The following is a 14,946-nucleotide window of genomic DNA, read 5'->3' on the forward strand; positions in this document are numbered from 1 at the left end:
CTGTCTTTGTTTCTCTCAGAAGCGACTTGATTATCTTACCACATCTTTCGACGTGTGTCAACATGTTTTTTATATTTTTTAAATTGTTTAATTTGTTTGACCTTTTTAGACAATTTGTTGCTGACTTGGATAAGTATAGCAGAGTCTAATATACCTGTCAACAACTTTTTATTTATATTTATCTTTTAATTTTCTATGTAGAGAGTTCTCTAGATGCAATCACCCTTTTCATGCATACTATTTTCCCTATTTCAGCAATTATCATAGACGCTTCTTTAAAGTTACATTGTGCACTGGTAATTACCATAGTTGAACTTACACAGATTGCTGTGTCTCAGCTTTGCTTGCGCAATCTTATCATACAAAAAAACTCAGTTGCACATTCAAAACTACTTTCAAATGTATACAACTGAGTTTCTATTCATCGCTATTTTTCGTCACTATTTCGCGTAATCAATTACTCTAGACTCCCGAATAACATTAACCTTAATTTGTCCAGGATATTCTAATTCTGCTTCAATCTGCTTAGATACATCACGTGCAAGTAAAATCATATCTTCATCATTTACTTGTTCAGGTACAACCATAACACGGACTTCTCTACCAGCTTGAATTGCAAAAGATTTATCCACCCCTTTAAAGCCATTTGTAATATCTTCTAACTGTTTTAGTCTGTTAGTATAAGTTTCTAATGTTTCTCTTCTTGCACCAGGTCGTGCTACTGATATAGTATCTGCAGCTTGTACAATACATGCAATTAATGTTTCAGGTTCCACATCTCCGTGATGTGCTTCCACAGCATTAATAATAATTGGAGATTCTTTATATTTTCTACAAATACTAACTCCAATCTGTATATGAGATCCTTCCATATCATGATCAACTGACTTACCGATATCATGTAAAAGACCAGCTCTTTTTGCCATTCTAACATCAACACCTATTTCACCTGCAAGAAGTCCAGATAAATGAGCTACCTCAATCGAATGTTTTAATGCATTTTGTCCATAGCTTGTTCTAAACTTCATTCGACCAAGCAGTCGAACTATTTCAGGATGTATACCATGAACACCTACTTCTAAAGTAGCTGCTTCACCTTCTTCACGTATCATTACTTCCACTTCTTTTTGAGCTTTTTCAACCATTTCTTCAATTCGAGCTGGATGAATTCTGCCGTCTACAATAAGCTTTTCCAGTGCAATTCGTGCAACTTCTCTTCTTATTGGATCAAAGCCAGACAAAATGACAGCCTCTGGAGTATCATCAATAATTAAATCTACACCAGTAAGGGTCTCAAGGGTTCTAATATTACGTCCCTCCCTACCAATAATGCGACCTTTCATTTCATCATTTGGAAGTTGAACTACAGAAATAGTCGTCTCTGCCACATGATCTGCAGCACACTTCTGAATTGCCGTAACAACTAAATCTCTTGCTCTCTTATCCGCTTCTTCTTTTGCTCGATTTTCTAAATCCTTAACTAACATTGCTGTCTCATGCTTAACTTCATCTTCAACAGTTTTTAAAAGATAATCTTTTGCTTGTTCGGAGGTAAGTCCAGATATTTTTTCTAACTCCTGTAGACGTTTTCCGTGTAACTCATCCACTTCAGTCTTTGTTCTTTCCACTTCAGCTTCTTTAGCAGATAATTTAAATTCCTTTTTTTCCAAAGCTTCCATTTTTCTTTCCAAAGTCTCTTCCTTGGTAAGTACACGTTTTTCATAGCGTTGCAATTCTGCTCTTCTTTCCTTTGTTTCCTTCTCAATTTCATTTTTTGTGCGAAGAGATTCTTCTTTTGCTTCAAGCAAAGCTTCTCTCTTTTTTGTCTCTGCTGTCTTCAAAGCTTCATCTATAATTTCTCTTGCTCTTTCTTCTGCACTGCCAAGTTTTGTTTCAACAAATTTAATTCTATGTGCAATGGCAGCTTTCCAAGCAATGAAAGCGGAAATACCTGAGATAACAATCGCAATTAATATGAGCCATGGTTCTTTCACAGGAGCACCTCCTTATTTAGTTTTCATTGTACATAAATACAACACTTAAATTTTATACTTTTTTGTTCTTATTGTCAAGTGTGCTTACTGCTTATTTATGCAAAACGTCAATATTTTTACTAAATTATGGATAGTATTTCTTTATTTTTGTATTACATGTTTATATTATGTTTCTATTTCTCTCAATATATCTTTTTGTCTGAATCCTTTTTGTATTAAATATCGAATCAGTTTATCTTTATCTTTTTTTGCAAATTCTTCAGTATTTCCTTTTTTCTTCTGTATAACATACTTTAATTCTTCTATTTCATTATAGTATAATTCCAGATAATTCGAAATCGTTTCATCATCTATCCCTTTTTTAACTAACTCCATACGCAGTTGTATCCTGCTCTTTCCTTTGCTATGAAACATCACATAATTTTCTGTATACATGTCCTCATTTAAATATTTATGATGATTTAAAAACAAAATTGTTTCCTCAATAATAAATTCTGGAAAATAACTTGTTACTAGCTTGTCTCGAATTTCCTTTTCAGTCCGGTTTGTACGCACCAGCATATCCATCGCTTTCTTTTTGGCCCGTTTTAGAATAATCTCATTCATAACAGTATGAAATTGCTCTTCTCTAATTTCGCCTCCTGCAAAAAAACCAAAAGACTTTAACTCATTCTCATAAAAGCAGCATGTAACTTCTTCGTCGAATTCTACCAGAGACTTTTTTTTCGTTAAGGGTACAATATTGGTAATTACCATAGCAAATCCTTTCTTACTTTCTGATTATTATTCATCCAGTTTTGTCTCTTCTACTTTCTTTCCTTCTGTTTTTTTACCATCTGATTTTTTATTTTCTAATTCTGCTTCTGCCTGAGAACCCAGATTGAATTTTGCACGGACTTTACGTTCTACTTCCAGAAACACATCTGGGTTTTCCTTTAAATACATCTTAGCATTTTCTCTACCCTGCCCAATCTTTCCTTCCTTGTAGGCATACCATGCGCCACTTTTTACAATAATCCCTTCATTTGCAGCCAAATCAAGAATATCACCTTCTCTTGAAATCCCCTGTCCAAACATAATATCAAATTCTGCTTCTTTAAATGGTGGTGCTATTTTATTCTTAACAACCTTAATTCTTGTTCGGTTACCAATAACTTCTCCTCCTTGCTTCAGAGATTCAATTCTGCGGACGTCCATACGAATGGATGAATAAAACTTTAATGCTCTTCCTCCAGTTGTAGTCTCTGGATTGCCAAACATTACCCCCACCTTTTCTCTTAACTGGTTAATAAAAATAACCGTACAATTTGACTTACTTACGATACCAGTAAGTTTTCTAAGTGCCTGGGACATCAAACGAGCCTGTAAACCTACATGACTGTCTCCCATGTCTCCATCTATTTCTGCTTTCGGAACAAGTGCAGCCACAGAGTCTACAATAATAATATCAACTGCACCCGAACGAACCATCATTTCTGTAATTTCTAAAGCTTGCTCTCCATTATCAGGTTGTGAGATATATAAATTATCAATATCCACCCCTATATTCTTGGCATAAACAGGATCTAATGCATGTTCCGCATCAATAAACCCGGCAATTCCTCCATTTTTCTGAACCTCAGCCACAATATGTAATGCCACGGTTGTTTTACCACTTGACTCTGGTCCGTATATCTCAACAATTCTTCCCTTAGGAACCCCGCCTAGCCCTAATGCAATGTCCAAGCTGATGGAACCTGTTGGTACAGTTTCAATATTCATATGTGCTCCAGTATCTCCAAGCTTCATAATAGAACCTTTACCATACTGCTTCTCTATTTGTGATAATGCTGATTCTAATGCTTTTATTTTATTTTCGTCCTTGCCCATGTTCTTTCTCCTTTATATCGAACTAATGTTCTTTTCTATGTATTATACTAATATATTCTGCTGTCATTGTCAACTCTTTTTTATTGTCCTCCTTTTACCTAATATTGATCTGCTGACTAAGTAGATTATCAGAAAGCTGCTGATACTATAAAGAAAACCTTGAGATAGTTAGAAATTTTTTCATATAAAAATAGTAGCACATTTTGAAAAAAAAGTAAATCAACTTATTCTTAAAAAATAATTTTTATAATAAAATTTTTATAAAAGCTCCCGTTACTATTAACGGAAGCTTTTATCATTACTGGTACATACCTTTTGGCATCACTACTTTAGCATCAAAGCCATTTTTTTTAAGTGCATTAACAATCTGCTCTTTATGACTGTGTCCAAAGGCTTCCATTGTAATTGTCAGTTCAACCTGTGCATTTCGATTAATACTTACAAATTGATTGTGATCAAGACGAATAATGTTTCCTTTTTCTTCTGCAATAACATTTGCTACCTTCACCAGCTCACCAGGACGATCTGGAAGAAGTACGGATACAGTAAACACCCTTCCCCGTTCAATCAACCCATTTTGCACAACAGAGGCAATTGTAATGACATCCATATTTCCTCCGCTAAGAATCGATACAACCTTTTTATTCCTGCACTTCAGGTGCTTTAACGCTGCCACAGTAAGTAACCCGGCATTTTCCACAACCATCTTATGATTTTCCATCATATCTAAAAAGCTTACAATTAACTCTTCATCTTCTACAGTAATAATTTCATCAATATTTGCCTGGATATAAGGAAAAACAGCAGAACCAGGCGTTTTAACAGCCGTACCATCTGCAATCGTATTCACATGAGAAAGAGAAACTACTTTTCCTGCCTTTATAGATTCCTGCATGCAGTTTGCACCTGCTGGCTCAACCCCAATAATCTTAATATTAGGATTCAGCAATTTTGCAAGTGCTGAAACACCAGTTGCCAGTCCACCCCCGCCAATTGGAACAAGAATTATATCCACTGTAGGCAAATCTTTAAAAATTTCCATGGCAATTGTTCCCTGACCAGTTGCAACAGCTTCATCATCAAATGGATGAATAAATGTATAACCATTTTCTTCTGCAAGCTTCAAAGCATATGAGCAGGCATCATCATAAACATCTCCATATAAAATTACCTCAGCACCATATGCTTTTGTCCTGTTTACCTTAATTAATGGTGTCGTAGTTGGCATTACAATAACTGCCTTAGCACCAAATACTTTGGCAGCATAGGCTACACCTTGTGCATGATTTCCTGCGGAGGCTGCTATCAACCCCCTTTTACGTTCTTCCTCTTTCAACGTACTGATTTTATAAAAAGCACCTCTTACTTTATATGCACCTGTATATTGCATATTTTCAGGCTTCAAATAAACCTTATTTCCAGATACGCTTGAAAAATGTTCACTGTAAACAAGTTTTGTACGTAAGATTACTTTTTTAACAACTTCACTTGCTTCTTCAAACTTTTCTAATGTTAACACTTTAATTCCTTCTTTCTCATAAGATGTTCTCACCTTTTGGTATACTATTTACAAATATTTATTTCTCATCACTAAATAAAGCATTTACAAAATCATAAGCATTAAATTTCTGCAAATCATCTATCTGCTCACCAATTCCAATGTATTTTACTGGAATCCCCAGTTCTGCCTGAATTGCAATTGCAATTCCACCCTTGGCAGTTCCATCCAATTTCGTCAAAACAATTCCTGTAATATCTGCTACTTCACTAAATTGTTTCGCCTGCACCATTGCATTTTGCCCAGTTGTTCCATCCAACACAACAAGAATTTCTTTAAAAGCCTCTGGGAATTCCCTATCAATCACACGATTAATTTTTCTTAACTCCTCCATAAGATTCTTTTTATTGTGAAGTCTTCCAGCTGTGTCACATAACAAAATATCTGTATTCCTGGCTTTTGCAGCCGTTACAGCATCAAAAATAACTGCTGCTGGATCAGACCCTTCTTGTTGGGCAATAATATCTACTTTGGCCCTATTAGCCCATTCCGTAAGCTGTTCAATAGCAGCTGCTCGAAATGTGTCAGCTGCTGCTACCATAACTTTCTTTCCTTTTTCTTTTAGCTGCCCCGCCAGTTTGCCAACTGAAGTTGTCTTTCCCACTCCGTTCACACCAATTAATAATACCACCGATTTATGATTTTCAAACTCATAGGCATTCTCCTGAAGTTCCATTTGCTCCTTTAAACTATCAATCAACAGCTGTTTACATTCATTTGGCTCTTTGACCTTGCTCTCTTTTACTTTTTTACGCAAATCTTCAATTACCTTGGTGGTAGTATGAATTCCTAGATCAGCCATAATAAGAATTTCTTCTAATTCTTCATAAAACTCTTCATCAATACTTGAAAATCCACTGAAAATGGAATCTATTCCAGCTACAATATTATTTCTAGTCTTAGAAAGCCCTGATACTAATTTACTAAAAAATCCTTTTTTTTCACCCATGTTACTCCTCCTATTATGCAATTTCAATATTACTTTTCCAATTCATCTTCTATTAAATTTACTGAAACCAGTGTGGATACACCTTTCTCCTGCATAGTAATTCCATATAGAATGTCCGCAGCTGCCATCGTACCCCGCCGATGAGTAATTACGATAAACTGTGTGTTCCTGGTAAGCTTATGAAGATAATTGGCATACCTGCCTACATTAGAATCATCCAATGCCGCCTCTATTTCATCTAAAAGGCAAAATGGAGATGGTTTCAAGTTCTGAATGGCAAATAATAAGGCAATGGCCGTCAGTGCTTTTTCGCCACCTGACAGCTGCATCATATTCTGTAATTTTTTCCCTGGTGGCTGTGCTATAATGCGGATTCCAGCTTCCAAGACATCCTCATCCTCCATCAAATCAAGTGTACCCTTTCCACCGCCAAAAAGTTCTTTAAAAGTTTTGTCGAATTCCAACCGGATTTCATTAAACTTTTCCTTAAATTGCTTACGCATTTCTTCATCTAGTTCTTCAATAATATTTAGAAGAACTTCTTCAGATTCTACCAAATCATCATGCTGGCTTTTTAAAAGAACATATCTTTCTTCTAAATTTTTAAAATCCTCAATCGCATTTACATTAACCTCTCCCAAACTTCTAATAGAAGATTTTATCTCTGAAATATTTTTCTTAATCTGTGGGAGAGAGTATTCTATTTCCTGTTTTAATTGATATGCCAGATGAAATGTTAATTCATATTCCTCCCACATATAATTTTTTTCCTGATTCAACTGGTCTCGAAGCTTCTCGCCCTGACTGCCTAATCGGGCTGTTTCTCTTTCTAACTCAATGATTCTTCCAGAAAGTTCTTCTCTTCTTGCAAAAAAGCCTTTATGCGTATTTGAAATTGTTTCCTTCTGAACAGAAAGCCCCTCAATTTTTCTCTGAATTTCCTTTAATCTATTCTCAAAATTTAAAATACCGGTTTGAATCTCATCAATTTCATTTTGCTTACTTTCCACCTGTCCTCTGGAATCTTCTCTGCTTTCAGACAGAGCAGCAAGCTCAGCCTCTAATTTTTCTACATCCCTAAGAGTACGTAGTTCATTTTCTTGTTGAAACACTTTTGTCTGTTCTGCCGTTTTATATTCCAATTGATAAGAAGAAACCTTTTCCCGCTGCTTTCGTTCTAATCCATTGGTTTCCTCTAGCTGCTTTGTTAAATTTTTCAATTCAATTTCCTTTAAATTCCTTTGTTCCTCTAGGATTCTTTGTTTATCTTCCAGTTGAAGAATCGCATTTTTCCACTCTAAAGACTGATTATCAAGTTCACCAGCCTCTTTGTGAATACTTTGGTATTCTATAGTCAGACTTTGCTTATCAGCATTGGCCTGCTCCCATTTTAGCTTTGCTGTGTTTTGACGAATAGATAATTCATGTAAATTTTTCTGGTTTTCCTGGTATTTTTCTTGTTTTTGTTTACGCATCTGAAAAATATCAGTTAGTTTTTTCTCGTATTCTTGGATTTCAGATTGAAGCAGCTTTATGCCCCTCTCAATCTCTTCCATTTCCCTTCGCCGGCTCAAAAGATTACTAGAATTCTTAAATGCACCACCTGACATAGACCCGCCTGGATTAATTAATTCACCTTCCAAAGTTACAATTCTCAAAGAATTCTTATATTTTCTACTTAATAAAATAGCATTGTCAATATGTTCTACTACTACAATTCTTCCCAATAAGTGCTGCACAAGACCTTGATACCGTTTATCTGCTGCAATTAACGAGCTGGCTAAGCCTATTACTCCCTGCTCTTCTAACACTTCCATCTGGCTAAAGTGGCGCTGTCCTGACATCACCGTCAACGGCAAAAATGTAGCACGTCCATACTTATTTTTTTTTAGGTACTCAATCAATTTCTTTGCTGTAATTTCATCCTCAGTTACAATATTTTGAATACTTCCACCTAAAGCAATTTCGATAGCAGTCTCATACTGCTTTTCTACCTTAATAATGTCTGCAACCACTCCAATGATTCCATTCATTTTATCCTTTTGTTCCATTACCCTCTTAATACTCTGTCCATATCCCTCATACCGTTCTGTAATGTTTCTTAATGAATTCAGCTTGGCCTTTTCCATATTATTTGCCTGTACTGCTTTATGATGCTGAATTTTTAAATCTTCTTCCTCTATTTGAAGCAATGACAGCTTTTCCTCTATATCAGCATTGATATTTTGAAATCCCAGCATCTGTTCCTCTAATCCAGAAAGGTTTTTTGCTTCTGATTCAATTGTTTCATCAAATATTGCCTCATTGCTCTTTACTTTTAAAATCCTTTGATTTAATTCTGCCTTCTTAACTTTACTTTGCTCCAGCATAGCTAAAAAATGCTGAATTTTTCCCTGCAACAAAGATTTATCTTGAAAAAAAGAAAATACTTCTTTATTAGAATGCTCTATCTGTTTTGTAATTTCTTGAATTTCCCTTTCGTATTGTTTCCACAACTCTTCTTCTTCTAAAACAGACAACTTTTTTTCTTCTAATTGTTTCTGCAAGTTTTCTTTCTTTTTCTGAAACTCTTCTAATTCCTTATTCCTCTTTTCAATTTCCTTTTGAATCTGTCCTTTTCTTTCAATATAATGTGCCTCATTTTGTTTTGCCGCAATGATTTGTTCTTTTAGTACCTTAATACTTCCTTCATATTGTTCCTTAGAAATCTTGGTCTCATTTAAATTATTTTTCTCATATTCTAGTTGTCTTCCAAGCTCTTCTATTTTTTTCTCCAGCTCCTCATATTCTGTTCGTGTACTTTCATATTGAACCTTTGTGTCTTCAAGGTCTCCTTCTACAATCCTTTCCTTACCTTCCAGTTCTGCTAGTTCATTTTTAATCCGATCATATTCCATTAAGAATAAATTAACTTCTAGTCGTTTCAAACGATCCCTCATATTTAAATACTCTTTTGCAGTCTCAGACTGCTTTTCTAAAGGTGTCAGCTGGTGCTGAATTTCTGAAATAATATCACGTATTCTACATAAATTTTGACGTTCCGATTCCAAGTTCTTCTCAGCAATTATTTTACGACGTTTAAATTTTACAATACCAGCAGCCTCATCAAATAATTCTCTTCTATCCTCTGGTTTACCACTTAATATTTTATCAATCTGACCTTGTCCAATAATAGAGTACCCTTCTTTTCCAATTCCTGTGTCCATAAACAGTTCCTGGATATCCTTCAGTCTACATGGAGTCCCATTCATAAGATACTCACTTTCACCTGAACGGTATACTCTTCTGGCAATGGTTACCTCTTCAAAGGAAGTGGCCAGCTGATGATCAGAATTATTTAATGTAATCGCAACATAAGCAAATCCCAAAGGTTTTCTAGCTTCCGTTCCAGAGAAAATAACATCCTCCATTTTGGCTCCCCGCAGCTGTTTTGCACTTTGTTCTCCTAGCACCCATCTTACTGCATCCGCAACGTTGCTTTTACCACTTCCATTTGGACCAACAATTGCTGTAATTCCATGATGAAATTCAAACAGCAGCTTATTTGCAAATGATTTAAAACCTTGAATTTCAATACTTTTTAAATACATTCTAATCCTCTTTCTGTTTTAAAATTAATATTGCCTGATATGCTGCTTCTTGTTCAGCTGCTTTTTTAGTTCTCCCACTACCTATACCAAGATTCCTTTCTCCAATGGAAACTGCCACTGTAAATTTTTTATTATGGTCAGGTCCTTCCTCCTGGATAAGTTGATACTTCAGTGTTTCTCTAAACTTGCTTTGGACGACTTCCTGCAAGATAGTCTTACTATCGTAAAAGAGTTTCTTATGTTCAATGTCATTTAGCACATATTGATTAACAAACTCTTTTGCACTAGTAAAACCACCATCTAAGTATATAGCACCTATTAATGCTTCTAACGCATCTGACAAAATCGAATCTCTTTCTCTGCCACCAGTCGCATTCTCTCCCTTTCCCAATAATAAATATGTCCCCAATTGTATTTCTCTGGCACATGTTGCTAACGACTGCTCACAAACCAGTCCTGCACGCAGTTTTGTCATTTCCCCCTCGTCCATTTCTGTATAATGAACATAAATAAATTCACTTGCTATTACTTCTAAAACTGCATCTCCCAGAAATTCCAGCCTTTCATTATTTGCAAGTAAATGCATTCTCTTCTCATTTGAATAAGAACTATGAGTAATCGATTGGCGAAGATAATTTCTATTTCTGAAATGATATTTTATCATTTCCTCTAATTCATTAACATTTTGCTTATATGTCATAACGTTCCTCTCAATTATTAAAAATTCAGGCTGTCCGTGAAATGAATTCTGGACAGCCCGATAAAAATTCGCATAAAAATTTAACTTCCAGGCAGGACTTATCAATTAATTGATTGCACTCTTAATTTGCTCAATCGCGTCTCCTACTGTAACAATCTTCTCTGCATCCTCATTTGCAATTTCAATATCAAATTCTTCTTCGATACCCATAATTATTTGAAATACATCTAATGAATCTGCTCCTAAATCATCTACAAATGTGCTGTCCATAGTAATTTCGTCTTCCTCAACATTTAAAACTTCACTGATAATTTTTTTTAACTTTTCTAATTCCATAACAATCACCTTTCCTAATTCCATATTAATTAATTTTTTCATTATTCATAAGCATTTCTTTTATCATTTCATTTATTCGCTGTTCACTAAAGGTAACACACTGAATGATTGAATGTTTCACTTCATTACTTTTTGCATTGCCATGTGTCTTGACCACAAGACCATTTAGACCAAGTAATGGAGCCCCTCCATAATTTGATGTATCAAAATCCTTAAGTGTTTCCTTTAATGCAGGTTTCACAAGTAATGCACCTATTTTACTGCGTATTGAAGTCATCATTCCTTCTTTAATTTTGTGAAGCATCATACTTCCAACGCCTTCATAAAGCTTAAGAATGACATTTCCGACAAAAGCCTCACAAACAATAACGTCCGCTGCACCAGTTGGGATATCTCTCGCTTCAATGCTGCCAATGAAATTAATATCATTACAGTTTTTTAATATAGGATATGTTTCCTTTACCAGCATATTCCCTTTTTCTTCTTCAGCTCCAATATTTACAATTGCCACCTTGGGATTTTCGATGCCCATTACATGCTTTACATATACAGACCCCATTTTTGAAAACTGTACCAAATGAGAAGATCGGGCATCTACATTCGCTCCACAATCAATTAGCAATGATGCCCCTTTGGAAGTTGGAATCAAAGGTGCTAATGGAGGTCTTTCAATACCTTTAATTCTACCAACTATCATCTGTCCACCAACTAAAATCGCTCCAGTACTTCCAGCTGATACTATCGCATCTGCTTCTCCCTTTTTCACCAGATTCATTCCTACTACAATAGAAGAATCTTTTTTCTTCCGTATTGCCATAACTGGCGCTTCATCGCAATCAATTACTTCCTCCGCAGATACAATCTCTATCTGCTCAGCACGATACCTATATTTGTTTAGTTCATTTTCAATCTTATTCTTCTTGCCTACTAAAATGACTGTAATATTATCCTTTTCATTGACGGCTTCCACTGCACCCTTCACTATTTCCTCTGGTGCATTGTCACCACCCATTGCATCTACCGCAACACGTATTGTATCATTCATTCTCTCTTTTGCCTCCATACTGCCTTACCTAACCTATAATATACTAAATATTAATTTATAAATCAACCTATATTTTAAATATTTTTTTAGAATGATTATTACAGAACGCAGAACAATTTCCTATCACATAAAAAAGCAATAGCATACATTATCTGTACACTATTGCCTGGAAAACTATTTCATCTTTTTATAAAAGAAAGAACGATATGATTCATAACCTAACTTATTAGGCTGTAAGATTTGTTCTGTACTTCCTACAAAAAGAATACCTTCTTTTTTTAAAGCCATGTGAAACTTTTGATAAATGTCAACCTTAGCTTCTTCTGTAAAGTAAATCAAAACATTACGGCAGACAATCATATCACAATCTTTTGGATAGTCATCTTTTAACAAATTATGTTGTCTGAACTCAACCCTTGACTTAACTGCATCAGAAATAGCAAAGGTCTTATCATTAATCATATTGAAATGCTTCTTTTTAAATTCTTCTGGTAATGCCTTCAGGCTTTTTTCATGGTATAAACCAGATTGCGCCTTTTCCAACACTTGCTTATCAATGTCTGTTGCAATTATCTTAATATTATGTAATGGCAACATCTTTGACAATAACATAACTAAAGAATATGGTTCGTCACCAGTGGAACAGGCAGCGCTCCAGATTTTCAAATTATTCCCAAAACGGTCAAACAGGTACGGAAAAATCTCTTTCTCAAGCAATGCCCACTGATCTGGATTACGATAAAATTCCGAAACATTAATTGTTAAATAGTTTACAAATTCATCAAACAAAAGCTTATCCTTTTTTATAGCTGCTACATATTCCTCATAAGTCGCTATTTTATGCTTTGCAATCAATGCATCAATACGCCGTTTCATTTGTCTTTCCTTGTAAGCGTTCAAGTCAATTCTCGTTAAGTCAAATATATGTTTCTTAAAAGTTTCGTAATCATATACCATCATATTACTCCTCAATTATTCTTCTTCAGAATTATCTGCAGTCTCTTCAGTCTGCTCAGCATCTGCTAACATTGCTTTTATACTTAAGCTGATTTTCTTTTCTGCTTCATTTAAATCAACTATTTTAGCTGTAATTTCTTCTCCAACTTTTAATGCATCAGCAGGCTTGTCAACATGCTCTTTTGAAATCTGTGAAACATGAAGAAGCGCATCAACACCAGGTTCTAGTTCAACAAACGCACCAAAATCAGTCATTCTTGCAACAGTACCAGTTACAACTGTACCTACTGCGAATTTTTCAGAAGCATTTAGCCAAGGATTTTGGTTGTCAAATTTTAAGCTTAAAGCAATTTTCTCACCTTGAATATCTTTAATCAGTACCTGAATCTTTTCTCCAACCTTTAATACTTTCTTTGGATTATCTACTCTGCCCCATGACATTTCAGAAATGTGTAATAAGCCATCTGCACCGCCAAGATCAATAAAAGCGCCAAAGTCTGTAACATTTTTAACTGTTCCTTCAACTGTCATGCCTACTTTAATTTTTGCAAATAGGACTTCTTGCATTTCCTTCTTCTTAGCAACTAACAATCTCTTACGGTCACCAATAATTCTTCTTCTCTTTGGATTGAATTCTGTAATTACAAATTCAATTTCCTGATCTTTATATTTTGATAAATCCTTCTCAAAAGAATCGGATACCAGGCTTGCAGGGATAAAAACCCTAGCCTCCTCAATAACAACACTTAAACCACCATCTAATACAGAAGAAACTTTAGCTTTTAATACGGTTTGTTTTTCAAAGGCCTCTTCTAATACTTTATTACCCTTTTGCGCTGCTAATCTCTTATAAGTAAGTAATACCTGGCCTTCCCCATCATTAACCTTTAAAATCATGGCTTCCATTGTGTCACCAACTTTAACCAGCTCATGAAAATCTACATTTGGTGAATTTGTATATTCACTTTTTGTTATGATACCATCTGACTTGTAACCTATATTTAAGATGATTTCATCATCCTTCACACCGATAACAGTACCTTCTACTATCTCTCCTGCATGAATTGTTTTTAACGATTCTTCTAATAATTGTTCAAAGCTCACTTCTGACATGCTATTTGAACCTCCTTGATTATTTTATTTGGGGTTGAAGCCCCCGCTGTAATGCCTACATTATGAAAAGACTTAATTATATCTAAGTTCAAATCTGAAACTGTCTGTATATAATAAGTATTTATACATTCTTTTTTACATATCTCATATAACTTCTGAGTATTCGAACTATGCTTTCCGCCAACTACAAGCATTGCATCCGAAACACTGGCTAATTCTCTTGCTTCTCTCTGTCTGACTTCTGTAGCATTGCAGATAGTATTAAATGCAATTATATCATACCTCTTTTTTGAAATAATTTCAACTAATACTTCAAATTTCTTGTAATTAAATGTCGTCTGCGCCACAATGCATACTTTGGAACCTTCTTCCAAAGAAATCTTCTCTACATCTTTTTCATCCTTCACTATGATAGCCTTATCGTGACACCAGCCATTAATTCCCATTACTTCTGGATGATCCTCATTCCCAATAATGATAATCTGTCTGCCCTCATTGCTCTTTTCAAATACAATCTTATGAATTTTAATAACAAATGGACATGTAGCATTTACAACACGAAAACCCATATTTTCCATCGCATCCTGCACAGCTTTGGACACCCCATGAGATCGTATAATTATTGTACCCTTTGGCATGCGTCTTAATTCTTCCAAATTATTTACAACCTTTACATTTTGTTGTTCAAGCTCCCTGACCACTTGTTCATTGTGTATAATTGAACCGAAGGTATACACATTATCTCCTCTCATCGCCTCCTTATAAACCATATCTACAGCTCTTTCAACCCCAAAGCAAAAGCCTGCATTTTCCGCAACCTTTACGTTCACCTGAT

At 35.1% G+C, this 14,946-nt stretch carries 12 protein-coding genes; all 12 read right to left on the bottom strand.

Translation table 11 applies throughout. The annotated features are described in order from the left end of the window. Positions 1 to 440: 440 nt before the first annotated feature. Positions 441 to 1,994, bottom strand: coding sequence for a ribonuclease Y (rny, locus tag BM305_RS11780; protein WP_330393466.1), 1,554 nt, complete (start codon positions 1,992 to 1,994; stop codon positions 441 to 443). 165 nt (positions 1,995 to 2,159) lie between these two features. Next, positions 2,160 to 2,750 (bottom strand): regulatory protein RecX, encoded by a 591-nt coding sequence (locus BM305_RS11785; protein WP_092561057.1) that lies wholly within the window; start codon positions 2,748 to 2,750, stop codon positions 2,160 to 2,162. Positions 2,751 to 2,777: 27 nt separating this feature from the next. Further along, positions 2,778 to 3,863: a recombinase RecA gene (gene recA / locus BM305_RS11790; protein ID WP_092561059.1), complete on the bottom strand. Its 1,086-nt coding sequence runs from the start codon at positions 3,861 to 3,863 to the stop codon at positions 2,778 to 2,780. Positions 3,864 to 4,161: 298 nt separating this feature from the next. Next, positions 4,162 to 5,382 (bottom strand): threonine ammonia-lyase, encoded by a 1,221-nt coding sequence (gene ilvA, locus BM305_RS11795; protein ID WP_092561061.1) that lies wholly within the window; start codon positions 5,380 to 5,382, stop codon positions 4,162 to 4,164. 58 nt (positions 5,383 to 5,440) lie between these two features. Next, entirely contained in the window at positions 5,441 to 6,370 is a 930-nt protein-coding gene (ftsY, locus tag BM305_RS11800) for a signal recognition particle-docking protein FtsY (protein WP_092561063.1), read from the bottom strand. Positions 6,371 to 6,399: 29 nt separating this feature from the next. Next, the gene (smc, locus tag BM305_RS11805) at positions 6,400 to 9,960 is read right to left on the bottom strand and encodes a chromosome segregation protein SMC (protein WP_092561065.1); all 3,561 of its coding nucleotides are present in this window, start codon (positions 9,958 to 9,960) and stop codon (positions 6,400 to 6,402) included. A 1-nt stretch (position 9,961) separates the two neighbouring features. Next, positions 9,962 to 10,660, bottom strand: coding sequence for a ribonuclease III (gene rnc, locus BM305_RS11810; RefSeq protein ID WP_092561372.1), 699 nt, complete (start codon positions 10,658 to 10,660; stop codon positions 9,962 to 9,964). A 105-nt stretch (positions 10,661 to 10,765) separates the two neighbouring features. Continuing rightward, positions 10,766 to 10,996: an acyl carrier protein gene (gene acpP, locus BM305_RS11815; protein ID WP_092561374.1), complete on the bottom strand. Its 231-nt coding sequence runs from the start codon at positions 10,994 to 10,996 to the stop codon at positions 10,766 to 10,768. 25 nt (positions 10,997 to 11,021) lie between these two features. After that, entirely contained in the window at positions 11,022 to 12,041 is a 1,020-nt protein-coding gene (gene plsX / locus BM305_RS11820; protein WP_092561067.1) for a phosphate acyltransferase PlsX, read from the bottom strand. Between the two features lie 174 nt (positions 12,042 to 12,215). Beyond that, positions 12,216 to 12,998 carry a CheR family methyltransferase gene (locus BM305_RS11825; protein WP_177214706.1) on the bottom strand — a complete coding sequence of 261 codons (783 nt, stop codon included), beginning with the start codon at positions 12,996 to 12,998 and terminating at the stop codon, positions 12,216 to 12,218. A gap of 15 nt (positions 12,999 to 13,013) precedes the next feature. Continuing rightward, the gene (gene rpsA / locus BM305_RS11830; protein ID WP_092561071.1) at positions 13,014 to 14,111 is read right to left on the bottom strand and encodes a 30S ribosomal protein S1; all 1,098 of its coding nucleotides are present in this window, start codon (positions 14,109 to 14,111) and stop codon (positions 13,014 to 13,016) included. After that, a complete protein-coding gene (gene ispH, locus BM305_RS11835) occupies positions 14,099 to 14,941 on the bottom strand; it encodes a 4-hydroxy-3-methylbut-2-enyl diphosphate reductase (RefSeq protein WP_092561073.1) in 843 nt (280 codons plus the stop codon). Before ispH ends, rpsA begins: the two co-directional genes overlap by 13 nt. Between the last annotated feature and the right edge of the window lie 5 nt (positions 14,942 to 14,946).

The organism is Anaeromicropila populeti, assembly GCF_900112775.1.
GTDB lineage: Bacteria > Bacillota > Clostridia > Lachnospirales > Lachnospiraceae > Anaeromicropila_A > Anaeromicropila_A populeti.